The 22,811-nt window shown below is 66.6% G+C and carries 11 protein-coding genes and 1 pseudogene; 2 read left to right on the plus strand and 10 right to left on the minus strand.

Features of this window, described 5'->3' with window-relative positions:
• Positions 1–20: 20 nt before the first annotated feature.
• Positions 21–599: a DUF4352 domain-containing protein gene (locus tag LQ51_RS16765; protein ID WP_156313120.1), complete on the minus strand. Its 579-nt coding sequence runs from the start codon at positions 597–599 to the stop codon at positions 21–23.
• Positions 600–634: 35 nt separating this feature from the next.
• Between LQ51_RS16765 and LQ51_RS32800 the strand changes: the two genes are divergently transcribed.
• A complete protein-coding gene (locus LQ51_RS32800; protein ID WP_156313121.1) occupies positions 635–781 on the plus strand; it encodes a hypothetical protein in 147 nt (48 codons plus the stop codon).
• 185 nt (positions 782–966) lie between these two features.
• On the opposite strand, the gene LQ51_RS16770 is transcribed toward LQ51_RS32800, so the two are convergent.
• From LQ51_RS16770 to LQ51_RS34565, 4 genes are all read right to left on the minus strand, one after another.
• Complete coding sequence (locus LQ51_RS16770; RefSeq protein WP_046566806.1) at positions 967–2,562, minus strand: GTPase domain-containing protein; 1,596 nt, start codon at positions 2,560–2,562, stop codon at positions 967–969.
• Entirely contained in the window at positions 2,555–6,304 is a 3,750-nt protein-coding gene (locus LQ51_RS16775) for a GTPase (protein ID WP_046566807.1), read from the minus strand. The genes LQ51_RS16770 and LQ51_RS16775 overlap by 8 nt, the downstream gene beginning before the upstream one ends.
• A complete protein-coding gene (locus LQ51_RS32805; protein ID WP_156313122.1) occupies positions 6,301–6,459 on the minus strand; it encodes a hypothetical protein in 159 nt (52 codons plus the stop codon). Before LQ51_RS32805 ends, LQ51_RS16775 begins: the two co-directional genes overlap by 4 nt.
• 1,252 nt (positions 6,460–7,711) lie before the next feature.
• Entirely contained in the window at positions 7,712–8,590 is an 879-nt protein-coding gene (locus LQ51_RS34565) for an O-acetyl-ADP-ribose deacetylase (protein WP_046566809.1), read from the minus strand.
• Positions 8,591–8,705: 115 nt separating this feature from the next.
• Here LQ51_RS34565 and LQ51_RS34570 point away from each other — a divergent pair.
• A pseudogene (locus tag LQ51_RS34570) lies at positions 8,706–8,902 on the plus strand (hypothetical protein).
• Positions 8,903–9,300: 398 nt separating this feature from the next.
• Here LQ51_RS34570 and LQ51_RS16785 read toward each other — a convergent pair.
• From LQ51_RS16785 to pglX, 5 genes are read right to left on the minus strand one after another with little or no spacing between them, the layout of a single operon-like run.
• On the minus strand, positions 9,301–11,421 hold the full coding sequence (locus LQ51_RS16785; protein WP_046566811.1) for a DEAD/DEAH box helicase: 2,121 nt from the start codon (positions 11,419–11,421) through the stop codon (positions 9,301–9,303).
• On the minus strand, positions 11,418–12,725 hold the full coding sequence (gene brxD, locus LQ51_RS16790; RefSeq protein ID WP_046566813.1) for a BREX system ATP-binding protein BrxD: 1,308 nt from the start codon (positions 12,723–12,725) through the stop codon (positions 11,418–11,420). The genes LQ51_RS16785 and brxD overlap by 4 nt, the downstream gene beginning before the upstream one ends.
• The gene (gene pglZ, locus LQ51_RS16795) at positions 12,722–15,487 is read right to left on the minus strand and encodes a BREX-2 system phosphatase PglZ (RefSeq protein WP_156313123.1); all 2,766 of its coding nucleotides are present in this window, start codon (positions 15,485–15,487) and stop codon (positions 12,722–12,724) included. Before pglZ ends, brxD begins: the two co-directional genes overlap by 4 nt.
• Positions 15,484–19,227 (minus strand): DUF6079 family protein, encoded by a 3,744-nt coding sequence (locus LQ51_RS16800; protein WP_046566816.1) that lies wholly within the window; start codon positions 19,225–19,227, stop codon positions 15,484–15,486. The genes pglZ and LQ51_RS16800 overlap by 4 nt, the downstream gene beginning before the upstream one ends.
• Before the next feature lie 31 nt (positions 19,228–19,258).
• Entirely contained in the window at positions 19,259–22,810 is a 3,552-nt protein-coding gene (pglX, locus tag LQ51_RS32080) for a BREX-2 system adenine-specific DNA-methyltransferase PglX (RefSeq protein WP_082159477.1), read from the minus strand.
• Position 22,811 lies beyond the last annotated feature (1 nt).

Genomic DNA, 22,811 nt, shown 5'->3' on the forward strand with positions numbered 1-22,811 from the left:
GCTGCAGAGACATCCGCCTCTTAGCCCCAGATCGCTATGGCCGGGCCTGGACCGAACAGTTGGTCCTCGATGAGGCGGATCTCCTTGATCCTGCTTCCCTTATCCAGCTCGAAGGTAAGCCAGCCGCGAACGCAGTCTTTCGGCAGGACTGTGGCGGAGTAAGGCAGGGCAGGCTGCCGCGGTTCGGGAGTCATGTCGGCGGGCTGTAGTTGGTAGTCGTCGGTGGTCTTGAGCTGCCAGGAACTCCAACTCGGGGTCGGCAGGCTCTCCCCCGTGGTGGCGTTGCAGATCTTCACATCGGCCGGCACCCACACTTTGCCCTTGTCGGGCTCGGAGTCCGCCTGTCCGTCAAATTTGGCCGAGTAAATGGTTACTTTCCAACCAGCGCCGGTGAATGTCTGGCCGATCTTGAGCCGGGCCGGGCCCTGGTCCTCAGTCGGGGATGGCGACCTGTCCACAGCGGTCGGGGTTCTCGTGGCAGGCGCGGCCGAACTGGCCTGCGAAACTGGACCCCCGGGTGCTGGTGTATCGGCGCTGTTGCCGCAACCGGCAAGGAGGACCGCTGCCGTGGCGACGGCAGAAAGTGAGCCTGCCTTCATGACCCGTAACCTACCGTCCGTTGCGGGGTGTCGCAGTGAACGCCTCAAGCGGCTACAACACCGTCGTGCGGACGAACGGCGCCGCGCTCTGCATCGACGTCGAGTGGGTACGCCGCCACGCCGGGAAGGGCTTCCGCGTTCATCCCGCCGGTGGGTCCTGGAACGAACCTTCGGCGGCCTGATGCAGCACGGTGATTCGTGTGTGACTACAAAACCCTCCCTCGGCGCCCCTGCGACGATGATCCGTTGGGCGAGCCGACGCTGGTCGCTGGTGAAGTACCTCGGGTGGTGCCGTGGAAAACCAAGGGCGACCCGGGGAGGAGAATAGCCATGACGGGACGAGACAGACGATCAGCAGCCCGCTTGCTTACGCCCCTGTCTCGTGCAGCGGCCTTGCAGCCGCTCGAGAGAGACCCTCGCCTTCCACGATGGCTTCTTGCAGTTGCCTGACGAGTTGGCGCAGGCTCGCGTCGAGGTCGACCTGGTCTTTCGTCTGGGCGATGATCTCGTCGCGTACGTCGTCGACGAACGGCTGCCAGGTGTCGCGGGCGAGCCGCGTGCATTCGGCGATGACCTGTTGACGCATCTCGGCCGCGGCCTTGTCCTGGTTCAGGCGCGTGCGATTCGCGAGGTGTTGGTCGACGAACTTCGTCAGGTAGACGGTGAGGGGGAGCGCGGCTTCGATGGTGCCGAGGTACGGCTTCACCTTCTCGGCCATCTTTAACGTCTTGGTCTCCTTGCCGGCGGTCTGTCCGACGTCCTTGGTCATGGTCTTCAGCACGCCGAGCAGCATGCTCCCGATGTTGTTGGTGTGTTCCGAGATCTGGCCGGGCCCGTCCGGGGCGGTGGCGGCGTTCTCCCCGGACTTGAGTGTCCCGACCAGCGAAGCGAAGCCGGCCCAGGTGGGGAGGGCGCGGTCTCGCTCCTTGCCCTTGCGGATCGACTGCCGCAGCCGATCGAGGTGGCCCTCATGCTTGATGAACCACTCGCCGACCGTGCGCTGCAGTTCGTCGGCGGCGGAGCCGGACTCCCACGACCGCCGCAGCACCTCGTCGACGAGGCCTTCGAGGCCGGCATGGGCGGCCCGGTCGAGGTTGCCGAGCTGCCTCTCCCATTGGTCGCGGCGATCGACGCCGTGGGCGGCCACCCTGGCTTGTTCGGCGTAGTCCGCCAGTTGCCCGCGCAGTACGGACAAGGTCTCGTCCAGCACCGCTGACCAGTACCGTTGCCCGGCCGCGTGCCGCCATCCGGGCAGGGCTGACGGCGACACCGCGCCGAAAGCGTTCGTGAGGTCCTGCATGCCGTCCCAGTCCCGGAACTCGTCCCAGGTGTCGCGGCCGAGATCGGTGGCCGGCCCGGCGGTCTGGAACGGGTCCTGCGAGACGACGAAGACCGGCACGCGGTCGTCCAGGCCGAATAGTTCCCGCAACTCGCGGACCTTGCGGTCGCCGAGTTCCCGGTACCCCGCGGGGTTGTACTCCGGGTTCCCGTAGGCCTCGTCGAATCGGGAGATGACGAACCACATCGTCCCGGCCGGCCAGCCCTGCGTGAACAGCCTCCGGAGTACGTCGCGTTCGGCGGTCACCAGCTGCGGGGTCAGCACCGCGATGCCGACGTCGGTGAGCCCGACCGCGGCCATCGCGCGGGAGCTGTTCTGTTCGCGGACGCCGGACGCGCCGACGTCGAATCCGGGGGTGTCGCGGACGATGCACGTACCGAACTCGACGTCGTTGACCTCGAAGGTCTCGTGGCGTGCGCTGATCGTCAGCCAGTCGGGAACGTCCCGGCCTGAGTCGACGAGCAAGCGGCGGAGCAGGGAACTCTTGCCGGTGTCGTAGGACCCGAAGAGGGTCACGACCGGTCGGTCCCGTTTCTGGAAGGCGTCCCAGTCGTCGGCGTGCCGCCCGGGCGATCCACCGGGAAGCCGCCCCAGCCAGTCGCGCACCGCGTCGATGTCAACCACTGTGATCCGTTCCTCCTATTTCTTCCGCGGCCACGATAAGGGCGTCGGCTGCCTCGGCCCGTACCTTCGCCGAGTCCGTCCCCTCGGCGATCGACGATTCCCGGGCGAGGCGTTCGTCGAGCAGCGCTTCGAGGTCCGCGGTCTGCTGCTCGAGGTAGGCGACGTGACCTCCCCACTGCTCATCGCGCATGATCAGATCGACGATCCGGGCGGCCGTCTCGTCGATCTTCTGCCACGCCGATTCCTGCTGCTCCCGGTGCTGGCCGGCCTTCTGGGCGTCGGTGGCCATCTCCGCGATGTCCAAGGCGGAGGCGATAGCCCCGAGGACGAGCCCGGCCCGAGCGACGTTGGCGCCGCCCTTGACCGCGCCCCACGGTTTGAACTTGTAGTTGAATTGCTTCAGGACCGTGTAGAACGCGTCCCGGTTTCCGAGGGCTTTCGCGAGCGGCGCAACGGCTCCTGCGACACTGCCGGCGCCCGCGGCCACCTCCTCGTACCAGGCGGTTCCCTGGGCCTGGAACTCTGCCGCGAGCTCGGGTGCCACCTGGAGTTCGGCAGCGCGTATCTCGCGTCCGATCGTCGGGAGGTGATCGCCATGCCACTCGGCCAACCGGCGTGCCGCGTCGTCGCGGTAGCGTTCAAGATCAGCCTCGAACTGCGGTGTCTTCCACCAGGACTCGACGAGGCTCGTCAGCTTCTGGGCGTCCTTGCGGTCGAGGTCCGCGACCGCGGATTTCGCCGGCACCGCGTGGCGGTCCACCATGCGGCGGGCGTCCTCGCGCAGTGAGCTCTCGACGATCATGGCGTCGCGCACCGCGTCCCGGAGGCTGGCGATCAGCGGTTCCAGGTGGCTCAGCTCCTTCTCGCCTTCGGCCAGCACCTGGTGCAGCGTGTGCCGGTGACGCTTGAGGGCGGTGACGGCCGCGTCGAGGGCGGCCGAGGACGCCGCATCGGCCAGCCGTTCGTCGGAGAGGCGGGACAGGGCGCTCGTCAGTGCGGCCACGCCGTCCCACAGCCGATGCTCGTCGAAGTCCACGGGCTGCGCCGTCGCCGCCCCACCGACCAGGCCGAACGGATCCCCGGACAGGCAGTGGATCCGGTCGAGCTCCACGTCGGCGCAACGAGCGGCGAGGGCCGCGCGCAGCTCCTCGCGATTGCGGTTCTGCAGATTGAGGAAATCATCGGGTGCGGTCAGCGGATCGACGCCCAGCTCGTCGCACCGATTGATGAGGAACACCGTCCGCCCGCCCTTGGCGGCGGTCATCTCCGTGCCGTGCAGGAGCTCCTCCAGCATCGAGGTGTTGCCGACCAGGAGGTTGACGTGGACGACGACGAGCACGAGAGCGGCCTCGGTGATCGCCTCGAGCGCGGTGGCGTCGTGCTCGTCGTGTCCGCTTTGCAGGCCGGGTGTGTCCACGAGATCGAGCCCGGGGAACCGGTAGCGGCTCGCGACCGTGGTCGCCGGCAGCGCCCGGATGTCGAACGCGGTGTCCGGCCGCAGGCCACCGTCCACCATGATCCGGTGGACCAGCGACGACTTACCCGAGTTGTAGTCCCCCAGCACGGCGAAGACCGGCCGCGCCCCGCGGACGCGCCAGAAGGTTCCGACGACGTCGGCCAGGGCGGGGTCACGCCGGGCCGCGTCCTCCAGGTCGTGACGCCAGGAGTAGATCTGCGCCGGCGTCGGTGACCGCCACGCGGCGGTCACGGCGTGTGCCAGCCGCGCCCGGTCCGCCTCCTGGCGACTCGCGTACGCCTCGCGCACCGCCTCGCCGATCCGCACCGGCTGGTAGTCGACGCCGGACTCCAGCCAGTCCTCGCCCAGCAACACCCGGGTCACCTCGGCCGGGGTCTCCCCGATCCGGCGCTGTGCCCGCCGCAGGACGTCGGTCACCGCCGGCGCGGGCCGGACCGCGTCGGCGTAGGTCCGCAGGCTGTCGAGCAGCCGCGTGATCCGGGCGCGCGCCATCCGACGCTCGATCGCGGCGCTCAGCGACTCGCCGACCGCGGGCCCCAGCGACGTCCACGCGGCTCTGCGGCTGTCCTGGACGAGCGCGTCCTCGTAGGCGACGAACGTCCGGTCCACCGCCCGATGACCTTCGGCGATGGCGTCGGCCTTCGCCTTCCGGGTCTGCTCCGCCCCCTGCTCGCTCGCCTTCTTACCGAAGTACTTCCCGACCTGGGTGACGATGCCGATGCCGGCGAGCGTGGTGGCGAGCACCCATCCCGCGGGGTTCCAGATGAGCGGCAGCGCAAGGGCGCCGAGACCCACCGCGATGCTCGTGCCCTGGGCGGCGTCACCCGCCACGCTGCCGCCCTTGTCACCGGCGATCGTCGCAGCGTGCACCGCGGCCGGCCCGCTCACGGCGGACTCGTCGTCCACCGCGATCTCCAGCTCACGCTGGAGGAACACCTGACGGTCCGCCCACACGGCCTGCGCCGCGGTGGCCATGGCTCCTTCGTCGTACGTGGCGGCCCGGAACTCCGGCTCACCGAACGCCTTGCGCTCGGCGAAGGCCCGCTGGATCGCGTCGTCGACGTTGACCTTCGCCTGCCGGTGGCAGCCCGCCAGGTGCGACGCAGCCAGATGCCGGACGAAACGGTCCAGCGACCCCTTGGGCGGCGAGGTGTACGGGCCGCCCCGCGCCTGCTCGGACAGATCGACCAGATCTCCGCTGAGCGCCGCGTCGTGCAGCCACTGGGCACGTTCGGCGTCCTCCGGATAGCCCAGCACGGCGAACAGCGACTCGACCCGCCGCTCCAGGGACTCCGCCTCCCGCTCGAGCTCGGCCGCCAGGTTTTCGAGCTCGCCGATCCCGCGGCGGCACCGTGATCGGATGTCCTCGCGCAGCGCGGTCAGCCGCAGATCGGCGCCGCCCTCCGCGATCGAGGCGGTGATAAGGCGCTCCAGCTCGGGGAAGTTCGACCAGCGGTCGAGGTAGTCCGTACCGAAACGCTCCCGTTCGTTCTGGAAGTCCTCGGGGAACGGACCGCGGAACGGGGTCGCGGCGCGCGCGTACAGGGCCCGCTGGCCCTGGATCGCGACGACCGGGAGGTCGAACATCCCGATCTGGGCGAGCTGGGTCCGGATGTTGTCGGCGTGCTGGCGAACCGTCTCGGACAGATGCCGGCGGCCGGACTCCCGGACCACCGCCGGGTGATGCCAGCGCCGGTTGCGGGAGTTGAGGACGGCCACCACCGGCTTTCCCCGGTCGAGGACCCAGGCGGCGATCTTCTTGAACTCCATCGCCTGCTGGGACTGGCTGTCGAAGCACAGGAGCACGATGTCGGCGATCTCAACCGCCGCACGGGCCCGGGCTTCGAGGACATCACGACTCTCGGAGGCGCCCCAGCCGTTGATCCCGGGTGTGTCGAACAGCCGGCAGTCCCGCCACCCGACCTGGCGCACCTCAGTGGTGAAATCGTTGTCACCGGGCGAGACGTACGCCCCGTCGAGCCGGCCGAACACCGACAGCAGGGTGCTCTTCCCGGCGCCGGTCCGCCCGAAGAACGCGATGTTGAACGTGCCGAGCGACTCCCGCTCACGGTCGAGGTGACGCCGCAGCTCCGCCGGAAACCCCTGGACGAAGTCTTCCAGCCGAGCGATCGAGCCCGGGCCCTGCCCTTCGGTGAAGGCGGCGACCAAGCCGTCCGTGATGTCGTCCAGGTGCACCAGTTCCGCGCGTCCCTGCTCTACGGCCGACCGAACGGACTCCTCGAATGACCGCACCTCTGTCGTCAACTCATCATCACTTTCGCCGCCTGACGGGTCACGGCTCGGATTGCACCCTCAACTTGCCGGCGACCACACACCGAGAAGTTGTCTACGGGATGCATGGCGATCTTGTCCAGCGTGAAGCTGAGATCAAAGCCCGTCTGCCGGGGGGAGAATTCCAATGCTTCACCTGATCAGGTGCAGCGGTGCCGGCCAAGCGATGATCGAGTATGCTCGACCGGGTCGGAAACGGCTGCGTCGGTGGCCGCGTCTCGTCCGCGGACAGGGACGCGGATTCGGTAGGCCCGAGGCCCGGCGGCGGTCAGGGTCGGGATCCGGTCGGGTCCACCACTGCGGCGCAAGGCCACTGGATCTTCGCCGCAGGGAGAACGATGTTCACGAGCAGCGGCACGACCCCAGTACCGAGATCCGGACGCCGCACGAAGGGCAGAACGCCGTCCCTCGTGTGGCAACCTCGGGTGGCGCTTGTTTTGTCAGGGATGGCGGAGCTCCATCGGATTTCGCCTTACGGGGCGAAGCCGCTTGCTGTAGCGCTTTGCGGGTTTTCGGACCGATTCGCTCTTTCTTGGTCTTAGCGCGGCGCCGTTTGACAGCCAGGCTCTCGGTACCAGGTATCGAGATACCAGGCGGCGGAAGAATGCTCCTCACCAGGTCGGTCGATACATTCGCCCATCCCATGTTGCGGAGGTGACGCGAGATCTCCCAGGTGGCCCACAACGGCCGGCGCGCATGAATATGAAGAACCGCCCGGCGAATTTCCTCGAGAGGAGGGCGAACCTCAACAGGTCTGGGTGTCGCAGCGACCACTATCTCCTTGCGGGGCTTCGGGATGCGCTTGATTCGGGATTGTACCCGGCGTACGGCAAGAGAAATTTCTTTCGATGTCAGGCGAGCCCAACCGTCGCCCTTGCGGTGAAGAATTTTTTGCACGGATTCCTGCGCCTTCAAGCGCAGGATGACGGCAATCTCACTCTCGAGTTCACGAACCGACGGCTTTGGTGCGCGACGGATGCCTGCCGAAGCCGCGGTCGCCTCCGCCTTGCCTCGTCGCCGGGCAGGGGGCTTGGATTTCATAGCCAGGGGTGCGGAAGAGCGATCAGGTGTGGCCAGAGCCCGGTCCAGCCACGTGTCAGGCCCGTGACCGGGAGCTTCGTCGTCAGTCCTGTCATCCGCCGAGGACGAGCCACGACCGAGGTACCAATCGTTGATTGTGCGGCCCCTGACCACCGCGCCCCTTTCGAAGCAGCCATCGGGACTCCAGGATGCCAGCTGTCGCGTGGGAAGTCATCCTGCACGCGGCCGCGTCCACTGCCGTGCGCTGAGGGCAGTCTGTGTGGTGTGGACCAAGCGCCGTCCACGCCGTCCGCTGGCCTACCACGATGCCCGGGCCGTGCCTGGTGCAGGTGGATTGAGTCAGTCAGCCGGGAATGTGTCGGGTTCGCGTCGCGCGGCGTAGCGGTCGAGCAGGATCGGCACGCCCGTGTGCACCCACCATGGAACGTGGACGGCGCCGGCAGACATGCCGTGGCCCGGGTCGAACTCGGGGACGTATATCGCTCCGGCGTGGTCGTGCCACGGTGCCGATTCGCGGCTGGTGAGATGTTCGCCGACAACCTGCTCGATGGTGTCCATGATGAGCGTCCGTAAGTCGAACCAGTCGTCTGGCAGCGGCGTGTCGGCGAACCGCGCGCGAAGTTCTCGCCACAGGTAGAAATCGCCGCGCAGCGAGTACTGGATCGGCTCGCGCTCAAACAAGGAGCCGACGCTGTCTGTGTCGACGGGCGGCGGACACCGAACCCAGACGGCCGCCCGGGTTCGCTTGTGCATGGCTTCGTCGAATGCGACGAGCCGTACCTCGTCGACGCCCGTCTCGGCGGCCGCGATGGTCTCGATCGCCGCCTCAATGGCATCGGCGTGTGGCCAGCCGCGGACGCCGGTGCTGATCAGCGGGAACGCGACCCTGCGCGCGCCCAGTTCGTCGGCGACCTCCAGCGCGCGCCGGTAACACGACTCCAGCAGGGAGCGGTCGCGCTGCCCGGCGTGGTAGTTGGGGCCGACGGTGTGGATGACCCACCGGGCGGGCAGGTCGCCTGCCGTGGTCCATCCGGCGTCGCCGGTGGCGAGGCCGTCAGGAAACCGGGCGATGCAGTCATGCAGGATCGCCGGGCCTCCGCCGCGATGGATCGCGCCATCCACACCGCCGCCTCCGCGCATAGCCTTGTTCGCCGCGTTGACGATGGCGTCAACGTCCTGCGTCGTGATGTCCCCGAGAACGGGGGTGATAACTGGCACGGCATCAGTCTGCCCGGAGGCACCGACAGAGCAGCGACCACCCCGGCACAAAGCTTCCCGCTCCTGCCGCTCGCGGTGCAGCCGGACCGCTGACTACGTTTCGCACTGTCAGTGCGTGGAGGTGCTGCTGAGCGGCGGGCCCAATGCGGGCCAGGTGGTGCCCGACGTGGGGAGAAGGCCGTGTGGCAGGCCTGCCTGCACGAGATCAAACCCGCGTACGGCCACCGGCGCGGCCGTGACCCACGCGTCTACCGACACCGCCCTGACTGTTGCCAGCCCTACCCCCGAGGCGCCCAGGACCGCCGCGAATGACCCGGCAGCCCGCCGAGACGAAGCGGCAGCCAAGATCATGGTTGGCTCCCCCGCGCCGCTGCACGCCCACGTCGCCGGCCAGCACTGGGGAACAAGAGGTCGGCTTGGGTGGCCAGCAACGGCGACACGATCAGTGCGGCCCATCCAACCGGGCGCCACGGCGAAGGAATAACAATTATTGATACACCTCCACGAGTGCTTGCACGTGCAGGCCCCCGTCGCTGTCCCTCAGCCATTGGGCCCGGTCGGTGAGGATGAGGTGTGCCAGGTTCAGCACGCTGGAGGGCCAGAGCGTCGCGTCGGAGGTCCCCATCGAGCCCGAGACTGGAGAGGCCACACTCGCGAACCTCGTAGCCGAACTCGAACACGTCACACAGCCAGGCTGACACACTGCCCGGCTATGCCTGAACGAACCGCGTCGGCTCCTGCAAGACAGCGGTTGCGCCGCCGAGGTCGGCGAGGCGAGACGCCAACGTCGCCAGCGCGAGCCGCTCCGGCAGCGCTTCGCTGAACTTGAGTCCGTCAAGAGCTTTCTTGTTGACCTCGGGCAAGCACAGACGCTGATCTGCGTCGGCGATGAGTGTCCGCCATTCTTCCCGAGTGAGATTCGCCCGTAGGCGGACCTGGCAGTCATCGAAGCGTTGGACCGGGTCGACCACCTCGGTCAACGTGGCCGCCAAGGTGGCGTTCGCGCGGAAACCGGCCCAGGTCCACCACCGTAGGTCACCACCATTCCGATCGCGGAGGATGACGCTGCCTCCCGGATGTACCAGCGAGGATCGTTCATCCCGTTCGTGAGCGAGCCGCTTCGCTGCTCGCTGAGTGAGCTTCACAGGGGGATCAGCACCAAGAAGTACCTCCCGCATGGCGCGGCTCAGCTCGAATCCAAGACCTGCCCACCCCCCGGTCATCCAGCGAGCCTTTCCGCCACTCTCGGCGGGTTCGACGAAACAGCGCCGGCGCCGCCAGTCGATGTAGGTGACCCGCCAACTTCGCCCGTTGAGTAGCAGTCGACGGTCGCCCTGCACCTCCTCCGTGAGCAGCGCGGGGTCGACGCGGCCCAGCTCATCGCGGCCCACCAGGACGGTGAACTCGGGTGCTCCGACGAATACCGCTGTCATGCCCATGAAGTGTCGGTGCCCGAAGCGCCGTTCAGCTTCGGGACCGATATAGAGCATATCGCTGTCGCTGTCAAGGTAGCCCTGATCGATCAGATGGCGAATGATCGGGGTGGCGCCGCGGCCGAAGGGGTCGAGACCGTTCCACCACTGCGGCCAGTTCTGATCTCCCACTCGCTGTTCTTGCAGGCAGAGCGCGAGCATCTGCTGGGCGACGATGTGCCGTGGCTCTGGCGGGGCGACGACCGGCTCGACCCATCCGCGGCCCCAGAGCACCAGCAGGGCCGCTGCCTCCAGCAGGGCATCGCCACTGCGGGTGAGAACGAGGCAGTTGCGGATGCTGCCGGGCCGCCGACCTGTGCGCCCGAGTCGTTGCAGGAATGAGGCCACGGTCGAGGGTGCGTCGATCTGAATGACGCGGTCGAGATCACCGACGTCGATTCCCAGTTCGAGTGTGCTGGTCGAAACGATGACACAGTCACGCGCCTCGGCGAACGCCTCTTCCGAGCGTCTTCTTTCGTCAGCGGACAGCGAGGCGTGTGACAGGAAGGTGGTGATGCCGCGATCCCGCAGGAGACTGCCGAGCTGTTCTACGGCTTGGCGGGATTCGCAGAAGACCAGCCGCTTCTCACCGGAGTGCAGCCCGGCGAGCACAGTGGCAGCATTTTGCAGGGATCCGACGAAGTCGAGTTCGATTTCGCCCGGCGGAGGTGTCGCCGCAGTCGCTGTCGCGGCGACCGGCACGTCAGGAGCGATGACGCGTCTTGCCCGAACACCCGCGCTGGAGCCCTGCAGCCAGGTCAGCAAGCGATCCGGATTGCCCACGGTTGCCGAGAGCCCGATCCGCTGAACGGGACGGCCGATCAGGTGGGTCAGACGCTCCAGGACGGCGAGCAGATGCCAGCCACGGTCGTCGCCGGCAAAAGCGTGCACCTCGTCGACGACCACGGTACGCAGGCCGGCGAAGAACGCCCGATGGTCGACGTTACGGCTGACCAGCATCGATTCCAGGGATTCCGGCGTGGTCAGGAGCACGTCTGGGCGGGCAGCCAGGATGGCCCGCCGTCGCGACGCGGTGACGTCGCCATGCCAGAGTGCGGCTCGCCGTCCCAGCCAGTCGGCGTAGCGTTCCCAGCGCGGCAGCAGATTGTTGAGCAGGGCTTTGAGCGGGCAGAGGTACAGCACTGAGGTTCCGGACCAGCCCTCGGCTGCCATCCGGGACAACAGCGGAAACGCTGCCGCTTCGGTTTTGCCCCCAGCGGTCGGGGCGAGGAGGAGCGTGTCCTCGCCAGCCAGAAGCGGCTCCACAGCAGCTTCCTGCAGGGGTCGCAGACCCGGCCATTGCAGGGAGTTGACGATGTGGTGCAGCAGCACGGGATGTAGCGGGTCGGCGGCAGTCACACGTCTAGTGCAATGTCGTCGGCACTTGCGGCGTTGCGTTCCACGTCGGTCATCTCCGCTGCGGACATGGTCGGCGCGTAGTGCTGCCTAGGGTCGAAGTCCGGGAACTGGTCGACCCGGTCGAGGACATCGCCCACCAGCTTCTTCAGATACAGGCGCGGCACGATGCCGACCTTTCCACCCAGGCCGCCGGCAACGGCACGAGCCAGCTGGTCAAGGTACGCGCCGTCGACCAGAGTCCGGATCCGGTCGGGAGCAGTTGACCCGGCGGCGTAGAGATCCCGAACGCGGCCACCCAGCTCGACCAGGGACCCGATCGTGAAGCCCGGCAGACGGATCTGCACGGCCCTGGGGTTGTCGAATCTGGGATCCGTGCCGAAGTCGACGGCAAGCCGTTGCGCCAGCGGGGCGAGCCGTTGCACGCCCTGCTGCCCGTCGTAGAACGCAGGCGTGCCGGTGATGACGAGATGCAGCCCGGGGAAGCGTCCGGAGTGCACCTCGTCGATCAGCTGGCGCAGCGCATTGAGTGCCTTGTCCCGGACGTCGCCACGGACCCGTTGCAGCGTCTCGACCTCATCGAGGACAACGACCAACCCCGGATGGCCGGCGTCCCGCAGGACGGTGAGCAGCCCCTGGAGGAAGGCCATGGCGCCGAAATGGTCGAGCTCGCCACGGATTCCGGCGGCTCGTTTCGCCGACGCCGCGACCTGTGGCTGTCCGGCCGTCCATGCGGCCAGTCCGTCGGCGACGACGGTGTCGCCCGAGCTCAACGCCGCCCGGTAGCCACGCAACGCCAGTGCGAAGAGCGGGGAGTGCTTGCTGACCTGGGCGAGCCGCTGTTCGAGGAGCCGATCCACCGCCGCGCCCACGTCTGCCTCCGCGGCGGGATCAGCTTCGAGCGCATCGGCCTCCAGCGTGAACAGCCAGGAGTCAAGAACAGCGCGGAACGCGCTGGATGGTATCGACGCCGTCCGCATGGACTCGGTGATGCGCCGGTACACGGTCTCCAACCGGTGCAACGGCGTCTGGGTCTCGGAGATCTGCACCTCGGCCGCGGCGAAACCGCGGCGGAGCGCCCGCTCGGCCAAGTGTCGAGTAAAGAAGGTTTTGCCAGCGCCGTATTCGCCCCGCACCGCCTTGAACACGGCGCCGCCAGAACTGACCGTGTCGAGCTCGCCGTCGAGAGCGGCGGAAAAACGGTCGAGGCCGACCGCGAGCAGGTCGAGTCCGCTCTCCGGAACGGTTCCACGGCGAAGCGCATCGATCACCTCGCGTCGACGCCGCTGGGAGACGTCCAGTGTCACGAGGGCACCTCGAACTGCTCGGACAGGAGCGTGACGTCAAGCGTGACCGTGCCGGTCGCTGGTTCGACGGACAGAACGGCGTACCCCTCAATGTTGAGCAGTTGCTGAACCTGCGTCAGCGCACCCCGGAGCCGGGTCTGTGCCACTCCTAGGGCTTGGGCTGCGAGGGTTGGTGCCAGCCGGTTGGCAGCTGCCCCCACCAGCGCGTCGATGATGCTCGCAATCTGATCGTCGGTGACGATGAGGCGGCCGTTGATCCTCCGCTGTGCCTTGTAGACCGAGCTGGTCACGATGGCCTGGCCGAGTGTCACCGCCGGTTGCTCGGTGGCCTGTGGGCCCAGGTCGAACAGGGCCGGGCTGTCCTGTCGATCTCCGCGGCTCTTGGTGATCACGGCTTTCGGGGCTGGCGGCTCGGCAGGCAGCCGCGGAGCGGCTGCGGAGGTGAGCCACCAAGTGGGTTCCTGCGGCGGCAGCAAGTCCAGGCCGGCCCGGTTGCGGGTCTCATCAGGTACGAGGACGGCCACCGGGACGACGACCTCCGCTGCGCTCGCTCCCCCGTGGTAGCCGGCTTTCAGGGGTCCGTACCTGAGGGTCTCGTCGACGGCCAGGACGGCTCGGTGTCCGTCGGTGAGGACGCGAGGGCCGCTGACCTCGATCTCGTCGTCCTGGACGGGAGCGGCCGCCGGGCGAGAACGAGCACTGGAAATATTCGGGTACGAACGTTGTGCGCCTTGGCGGCGTTCGACGATGTGACCGTGGTCGGAGGTCACGACGACCGTCCGCCCTGCGGCTGCAGCCCGAGCGAGAAGCGGTTCAAGATGCTTGACAGCGTCAGCGGTCCAAACCGTTCCCGCAGGGTCGCTGCGGTCGAGTGCGTCGTCGATCGTGTTCAGGACGACGGTCACCAGCGACAGCTCGATGTCATCGATGGCGCTTCCGACGTCCGGGCTGACCGACCAGCCTGCTGCCGTCGTATCCACTGCCTTTTTATGGAAGAGCCTTGCAGTGATCTTTCCGCCTTTGGCGGTGATTTCCGCGTACCCGTGCTGTTCTTCGGACTGCTGCCCGCGGGTTAGGCGGCCGGAGAGCAAAGAGGCACGACTCACCTCGGTGACTGACGGCAACGCCGCGAGCGCTGCGGTCCTCCGGCGGTTGCCGGCTCCTGGCAGGGCAGCCTCGAGCCAGCCGAGACGTGTAGTCGCGTCGGACAGGATCTCCGTCGCGACAGCGGCGCTCATACCGTCGAGGACGAGCAGCAGCACGGGGGCCTTGCGGGCGAGCGGGATGACGCAGTCTGGTAGCAATTGCTCTAGGTACCAGATGGTTCCCGAGTCGGCGGGCACGCCGCGGCTGGTGGGGATTGGCGCTGAGGCGAGCGCCCGGGCGAAGCGACGTTCCTGTGCGCGACGTCGCTTCTGCGCGGCCGTGACGACGGCGTGGAGTGCGCTTGACAGGCTCGGATCGTCAACGCCGCCGAACGCGTCGTTGATCGCCGCGTCAGCCCATGCCGCGTTGTCGAGGTACTGGCGCACGAGAGCGCCGAGCGCACGGGCATCCGAGGCAGCGCCGGGCGGAGGATCAACTTCAGAGAGCCACCGGACAAGTCGTACCGCGGCCTCGAAGGGAACGCGAAGTGGCGTTTTCGCTCCGAGCCGGTGCGTCTGAACCGCTGCCCAGGCGGTCTCGACGGTGTTCGTATTGTCGAGATGGCCAGGTGAAGCGATTGCCCGACGCAGGGCGTCGGCAAGCGCGACAAATCGTGCCCGTAATCCGCCGGCGAGAAGGTCTGAGTAGCGGGCCAGCGGCTCGGCCTGGATCTGCGCGAGAATCACGTCGGCCCGGTCGAGGGAGCGTGCAACGTCGTCGTCGGCGCGCCGATCGTGAATCAGGTCGGACAACAGTGTGTCCGCTGCTTGCCCGAGTGCGGCCAACGCGGTCTGCGAAGGGCTGGGATCGCCCCACCGCGGTTCGAGCCGGACCAGAGCAAGTTGGGCCTGATGCGCTGTCGGCGGGTCATATCGGTCAGCGGTCAGCAAGCGAAGGACCAGACCGAGCGGTACGACGTCGGCGAGCTCGCCACGAGACAGCAGCGCACGTATCGGGCCTGCCGCCGAGCCCGCCCGCTGGGCGATCCAGTCAAGTGTGGTGTCGGCGAGCAGGTCTCCGACGCTTCGGCGCAAAGCACCGAGGGAGGCGACGCTCTGCGCAGCGATCGACCAGCGGAGGACGCCGAGGACGTCGGCGGTGTCCGTATCGAAGCCGAGGTGGGTTGCGGCGACGGCACCAAGCGCGTGGGTGCGGGTGAGTACCCCGGCCGGGGCTGCGGGCCAGCCCGCCTGCGGGGTTGCAGCGACCAACGCGGTGGCCAGCTCTCGGTTGTCCGGTCGGCTGGTCAGGGCAGGGTCGATTCCGGTGGCAGCGAATCGAGTCCGCACTGCCTCCCAGGGGTCAGGGCTGCGCAAGCGCTGCCAGATGAAGTGGGCGAGGATACCGGCGCCGAGGTCGGCGTCGTCACGGTCGGTGACGACGACGAGCCAGTCGCCGTCGCGGTGGTCGCCGAGCAGATCGCGGGCGGCCAGCGCTGACTCGGCCGCTCGGACCCGTACGGTCTGGCCCTGGTGTTGGAGGTCCGCGGTGATGGCGCGGTCGGGGACGCCACGGATGCCGATGACGCCGCTGCCGTAGTTCTTGGCGCGGGCTTCGTCAACGATGGCGAGCACCATCGATGCGCTCACCCGCGTTGTGGCCATGGCGACGGTCACGGCAGCACTCGCCACGTCACCTCAACGGTGACGTCAGGGTTGTCGTTCAAGAAGGCTTGCAGCTGGTCCATGATGTCTCTGTTTCCCGCTCCGCCTGCCCGGCTGGAACTCCCGGCCTTGGGGCCCGACACCACCGGCGGCTTTGGCTTGGGCGTAGGACCCGCCGGGGGCGCGGTGCTTTCCGCCAACCAGCTGAAGATCCCGTCCTCACAGGAGGCAAGCGCCCGTCCAATCGGGACTGGCAACTCGTCCTGCTCCAGAGCGGCCCGTAGGCCGTTCACGACGGCAGCAGCATCCGCGGCGCGGTTTCCCTCGCCCTTCATAGCTTCGCGAAGCGGGTCGAGCCGGTGCCAAGGAAACGCAGTGAGTGCCTTGTCAACAGCGTCCGCCGAAGCCAGCGATTTACCCGCGGCGACTGGAGTCGCACCGCCGAGATCCGCCTTCGCCAACACCTGGACGAGCTTGACGCCGTCCAGGTGACGCAGTTGCTGCATCAGCGCGGAACAGGCTTTGGCGGTCCTCAGCCGGCTACCTTCTGCAATCGCCAGACGTCGGTACGCCGCCTCGATCGCTCCCACCAACCCGGGCGCTGTCTTCGATAGTTCCGCTGCCTTGGTGGCGACCTGTCCGACGAAATCAGCCACAGCGGGCGCGGTGAGATACGCCCCGGCTGTGATGCCGAGCATCGCGCCGGCCACGGTTCGCGCCGTCTCCCAATCACCGGCGGACGGCAGTTCCTGGGTGCGCAGCTCCATCACCGGGGTGAGCGACCCAGGCTCCGGTACGACCGGAAGGGCCGTCCCTTGTTGGAACCAAGCCCGCTGCCGCAGCGCCGCCCACGCGATGACAACCAGGTCGGCGACCTCGTCCCGCAGCCCATGGGCGGGCGAGACGTCCCGGATCCAGCGTCGCAGCTCCGCGACGGTCACCGGACCGTCGGCGGGCTTGCCCTGTTCCTGCGCTCGTCGGCCGAGTGCTCGCTCGATCTCCTGACCCCACGGGGTGAACCGATCGTCGCCGAAGAGGTAGTGCATCTCCGTGGCCTTGCCGACGCCGAGCGGCTCCGCGATCCGTCGTACCACGGCGGCGTCGGCCTGAAGCTCGACGCGTTTCTCGCTGTCCGCCGCGCTCTGTGCGACGTACCGAGCAACGGCTTTGAGGTCGCGGACTTTGATCTCGACGTCGCCTGGCTCGAACAGCGGATGCGCGGGGTAGAGGGCCTTGAACGCCTGGTCGAGCAGGTTGTTGAAGGCCTGACCGAGCGTGGCGCCGACCGGATTGACAGGGGCGAAGCGACGCTCGAAGGAGAACAGCGTCCGCTCGTGTGACGCGTCCTCGATGAGGACACCCGGGCGCGGTGACGCGGCGCCGTATGCCTGCTGCACCGCGTCCTCAAGGCTGCGCCGCAGCGTGTTGCGCTGGGATTCCAGGATTGACCGGGCCAGGGCACGGTCGGTCTCGTTGAGGTGGTCGGCGTGCCCCTGCCAGCGCTCGGTGCTGCCGTCGAGCAGCCAGTTGAGGATGACGAGGCGTCGCAGTTCGCGGATCTTGTCGTCCGACAGGAACCGCGGCAGCCACACCACGGTCCGCTCCTGCACGCCCCGCGCCACCATCTCGTCCAGCCGTTGCAGGTCCTCAGCCGTCGAGTGGCCCGGGTCGTCGAACGGGTGGTCGATGACGATGCGCCAGGTGTCCGGGGCCGCCCGGAAGTGGTCGTCGGACAACCAGCTGCGGTCGCGAACGTTGCCGAAGAGCACATCGACCTTGCGCTTCGAGCCACGCCAGATGAAGTCGTACGGGTAGGCGCCTTGCAGGTCCTGGGACGCCAGCGTAATGCCCAGGCTTTCGCTGACAAGGTCCTTCAACAGTTCACGGCGCCGGCCCTCGTTATCCTCCGCCTTGGCCCGCTCCACGATCGACTCGTAGTCGACGTCGGACAGCTGCACCCGGATCGTCGGGTTGCGGTCGTCGCCGTCGAGATGGATCTCCGGAATGTCCCGGGCCCAGGTACGCACCTTGGACAGCACGACAGCCGCCTCACCACCCGGCAGCGGCGACACGATGGAACCGTGGTTAAGCGACGCGAGCCGGGCCGCGGTCAGCGCCATCAGGGCTGGAACCTTCGGGGCGACGGCCGACAACAGGAGAGTCTTGGCCAGCCGATCGTCGGTGCGGAATCCCGACGGAACCTTCTCGGGCTCCTCGCGCAGGGTCCGCTCGTCGATGCCGTGGATCCCGAGCAGCAAGGGCCGCAGCTTGTCCGTGTAGAGCTTGTTGGCCGACCGGAAGAGAGCAGCCGCCTCGGCGTCCAGCGCCTGCCCGGTCTGCCCCTGCACCACGAGGTCGAAGGAGTCACCGACCGGGATAATCTGGTCGATCGTAAGAGTCTCGCGCCGGTCGACGAGCATCTGCTGCATGACCTTGAGCGCGGTCCGCTCGCGCTGCATGACGCTGGCCAGGCTGCGCAAGGTCGACACCAGGGCCGGAGAGAACGGGTAGGTGAGGCGGAACGCCTTCTCATCGGAGCCCCGATGCCGTTCATCGGTGTTCACGCCGTCGAGCAGCACGTCCCACACCGCCGGCCGGCGGTCGATCGCACCGAACGCGCCCTCGAGCACGGCGGCAGCATCGGCGTCCTTGGGCTGCAGGAGGCGGCGGTTGGCCACGTACGGCAGGTTGTCGTCGCCCAGCGGGATGACACCGAACCGGCCTTCCTGGTGGCGGAAGGCGCGGTCGAGCGCGTCCTGCTCCGCGCCGCTGGCACCCGAGTCGGCGAACCAGCGCCGCAGGTCCATCTGCCGGGCCACAAAGGAGATGAGCGGGATCGGACGACCACCGATGGACGACTCGACCAGCTTGGTGAGCTTCTGCGATTCGCGGCGGAAGAACTCCCGGTCCTGCACCGAGAACGCCAGCCACAGGACCAGCTCGTCGAGGAAGAGAACCACGGCGTCGTAGCCGAGACTCTTGGCGTGCGTCGAGATCGCCGCCAGGCCGGTGTCCAGGTCGACGTACTCCGCCTGCTGCGTGTAGGAGCGGAAGTACGTTTCGACCAGGGCCGACACCAGCTTCTGCCGGCTGGGGCTTGCGGCCGAGGCGGCACGCGCCTCGGCGTAGCGAACAGCATCCCACTCCCCCGCGCCCAGCACAGCAGCCCAGGGATCGGCCGCGCCGCCCTCGCCCCCTGCTTCGCCGTTGAGGCCGGCGAAGAACTGCTGGTCGCCGAGCTGGGCCCGGTAACGTTCAGCGTCTTCGAGAAGGGCGTCAGACTTGTGTACGGCGGGCAACGGCGCACCGGGGCGGCGCTCGGCGATCTGGCGTATGTAACCCTGGAAGAGGGCCTCCTCCATCGTCCGCGCCCCGAGCATGTGGAAGGCGAGCGGCAGGATCTTCCGGTCGGCCAGGACGGGATCGTGGCGCGCCACAACGGGCTGAAGCTCAGCCTTGGACCGGGCGGCCGGCTCGTGTTCGAGGAGGGCATGCAGCACGGCCATGAAGTGCGACTTACCCGAACCGAACGAGCCGGTGAGGAACGAGCCGCGGCTCGTTCCGGAGGTGATTCCCTCGGCCACCAGGCCCATAGCCGCGTCGAATGCCTCGACCAGCGCATCGGTGACGACGTATTCATCGAGCGTGCGCTGGACCGCGTTGTGCCCGACCGAGTCGGTCAGACGCAGGACGTAGTCCTCCGCGCCGGCACGCTCGGGAATGGTGATGACGTCGCGGAGCGGGGTACTCACGCCTTCTCCTCAAGCTGCATCGTCATGGCTGTCACGACCTCGATCGGCGTCCTCGGCTGGCGGCCGGCGGCCTCCAGGCACCAAGCTGCTCGACCGTCATGCCCACCTGGTGAGCGCGACCGCGCAGTTGCTCCTCCAGGTAGTCGGCCAGGTTGAGCTGGTAGGTGGGGTCAGTCTCGTCGTGCCACTGCCGCACCCAGGGCTGGAGCTCTGCGAGGCCGGCGACCAGGGGGACAAGCTTATCGTCAGCCCAGCCTTCGGCCTCCCGCTCGGCGATCACCGCGTTCAGGGCGAGGGCCTGCTGAGAGTGGTCCCAGCCGGCCCAGCCGAGCAACTGGGTGGAGTCGGTCTCGCGGCCGGCGTCCGGGTAGAGGATGAAACGCTCCTTAGGCACGTCAAGCTTGCCCCGGTGTTGCCACCATGACTGCTTCCGGAAGTCCGCGGTCGTGTACTTCGGCGGCACCGGAATCTCGCCGACTCTCTCGCCCTTGTCTTCACGGCGTTGCAGATCCCAGATGTGCTCCCAAGCTTCACGCTTGCGGAGTCCCGAATCGTTGAGCCGGTACGCGGCCAGGAAGGGCACGCTCTCCGTATCCAGCAGCGTGGTGAGCTGCTGGGTAACCGACCGGTCCTTGCGGCCGTCCCACAACTGCAGAACGGAGGCGAGGTCGGAGTCGCGGGTCACGATGTCGGCCAGCTGAGCGACCGACCGCGCGATTGGCCGTCCGGACATGTCGAACCAGTATTTTCGCTCCTCTAACTTGTCGAGAAGCCATGCTCGAAGCGCTGACGAGAGGCGCTCATCCCAGGAAGGAAGCGCCCATTGCCTCTTAAACTCCGGCCGTTCGAGAAGCCGTATGAGAGGATTATTGTTTATTTCAGATAGGCGAGCACTCAAAAGTTTTTGATAGTCTGCCGGCAACCTTTCCGGAAGGTCCGGTTGCACAGCGATGCCCCGCCGGGCGAACCATGCCTTATCGGGGCCAGACAGGTTGTCGCCCTGCCGAGCTAGCGCTATCTCAAATGCTCGGTCACCCAAATTGATTGCAGGCGGTTCATCTAGGAAGACCAAGTTATCGTCAACCGTCAAGTTGAAAGACTTGTACACCTCCCAGTCAAGCTCCTCCTGATTACTGATAAGTTCACCAAGAGTGCCTGCATATGCTTCGCGCAGTTCATCTATCCGCTGCTGCGTTGGAGGATCACCACCAGAAAGGAATACAGTCTCGGGGAGCAGCTCATTTAGCCGCGCAGCCAAGAAGTCTAGTTTCTGCGCTCGATTTGTCGGCAGATTATCTGGAACAGGGAACTGCGCGAGCATTGTCGAGGTCATCTGATAGGTTCGCAGCCATGGAATGTCGGCTGCGCCTCCCTTGGGTTTGCACTTGCGCTTAAGCCAGAATGACGCTGCGGAAGAATTGAGTAGGCCAACTAACGAAACGAAATCCTCCTCTGTCGCTGAAGCTGGAAGCTTTACTATCGGCGCCGTTCGGTTAAAAACCCTCCCGAACTTATCCAGGCAGAAGCTATTTTGAGATGCGACTTCAGCAAAGGCGATCTTCCACGGATGTGCATGACGATCCAGCGGGAGCTGGTGCCATGCAAGCCACTCTCGCCCCTCGGAGCGATAGTCTCCCTCCCCGAACGCTCGCGCCCACAGCTCGGTACGTAATGGCCAATAATGGCGGAGGGCAGCGCCGAGACCACCCTCGATGCTGGACCAGCCGGGGAGAATTCTCGGCAGCATCGCGGACTCTGCATACGAGACATTCCAGTCGCGCACTCCGTCTCCACGAGCAGCATCCTCAATCAGCTCAATCGGTATTTTCCACCGGACGGCGGTGTGCTTCGGGATAAAAAATGCTTCATCCGCATGAGAATCGCCGTAGAAGCCGACCCGATAGGTGATTTGCTTGAGATTCCGGAACTTGTCCATCAACCTCAGCAGTTCCTCGGAGCCATCCCCGGCGAGTACCCAAGGGTGCCGCGCGAGGGATGATCTAGGGGCGTCAATCACCTTGATGAACGGGTCCTCGTACCCGACGATCCCACACCATCTCGATAAAGCAGTCCAGTAGGGCCCCTCGCCCTTATCTCCAACAGAACGCGACTCCCGCCTACCTTTACTTAGAACGAGGCGTACCACGCTCGACGAGGGAGGCCCTGGCCTGCCAATTAAAATCACCGTTGGCGTACCATCTGAGTTATGGCCCGGAATCCATGCGCCTTCGCTGTTCAGAACCATTCTCACATCTTGCGTCGGAAGAAAGTTTTCTACCAGGTGACGCCCAAAGCCGCGCTGCATGAAGGAGTTGGATGTAATCTGCCCAACCCATCCAGCAGGACGCCTGTTGCGATCCAGCCGAGCAAGTTGGAAGAATCTCTCCATAAAGGGCACCGATAGAACCCACAATCCAGCGCATGTCGCGTAACGGCCCTTAATGGCGGCCTTCAACTTGCTGTCCCGGACAGTGATGTAGGGCGGATTGCCGACTACCACATCGTATTGACGTGGCTCGAGGATTGAGTTAAGGATAGCGAGATTCTCGGTCTTGTAAGTGAATCCACTTAGCAATGAATCGGTATCGGCTACGCCAGGAAGTTCGAGTTCCATCTGAGAACGGCCGTGCAACAAGGAGTCACCGGCGGCTAGGTTAAGCTGAAAAGCTGGGGCGGATTCAAGCGACTTCAGCCCGCACGCCTGCAATGACGCGACCAGAAGTCGGAAGCGCGCTATTGCGACGGCAAACGGATTGAGGTCCACACCATGGATCGCATCGAGTACATTCTGCACACGGGTCTGCGCTTCCATGCCCGGGGCGCAAGCAGACCATCGGTCATTCAACCGGGCAAAAGCGCCTAACAGAAAGTGACCGGAGCCGCAGGTGGGGTCGATGAGCTTGAAACCTTCGACCGGTCGCTCGGCGAGCGCTGGCTCCATCGTCTGGTCGAGGATGAACTCCTCGACAAACTCCGGCGTCTGGAGCAACGCGAACGTCTTCTTGGCGTAGTCGGAGAGCTCTTGGTAGAGGTCACCGAGGAATCGAGTCGACAGATCGGGATCGGCGAGGTCCCAGACGAGCTCGCCGTCGGCGGTGCGTTCGCGCCAGAAGGCGATGAGCCGCTTGGCGGCCTGACCCGACGGAGAGACCGTCCACAGCGGCGAATGTGACTCGACCAAATCCCGGGTCGCCTTCGTGTTCCGCAGGTATTCGACTGCCTGGAGCACCCACTCGCGGTCGGTGTCTTCTGGATGGGTGCGGAAGTAGGAGAGTTCTGCGTCCAGCGCCTCCTGCCGGCGGTCGGCGGGTCCGGCGATCCAGACCGGCTTGAGCAGGCGATTGTCCTCGCAGAACCGTACGAAGACCGTGGTCAGCACCCAGGCGACGGCGGCCTGTGTCACCCGGTCGTCGCGCCATTCCTGCCACGACATAGCCGTTCGCTCGCGGCTTTCCGCGGCCTTGTGCTCCTGCTTCCACGTTGCCAGCACGTCCGGCTGCGAGGCGACGCGATCGCGAAGGTCGTCCTCCAGATCGAGGACCACCTTCTTGAGCGCTGCCGTCAACCCCGTTGAGACCGCCATT

The organism is Micromonospora sp. HK10, assembly GCF_000982955.1.
GTDB lineage: Bacteria > Actinomycetota > Actinomycetes > Mycobacteriales > Micromonosporaceae > Micromonospora.

What these genes read in the sequence shown, in the direction of transcription:
- LQ51_RS16765 (WP_156313120.1), bottom strand. Translation starts at nt 599, where the DNA reads ATGAAGGCAGGCTCACTTTCTGCCGTCGCCACGGCAGCGGTCCTCCTT.
- pglX (WP_082159477.1), bottom strand. Translation starts at nt 22,810, where the DNA reads ATGGCGGTCTCAACGGGGTTGACGGCAGCGCTCAAGAAGGTGGTCCTC.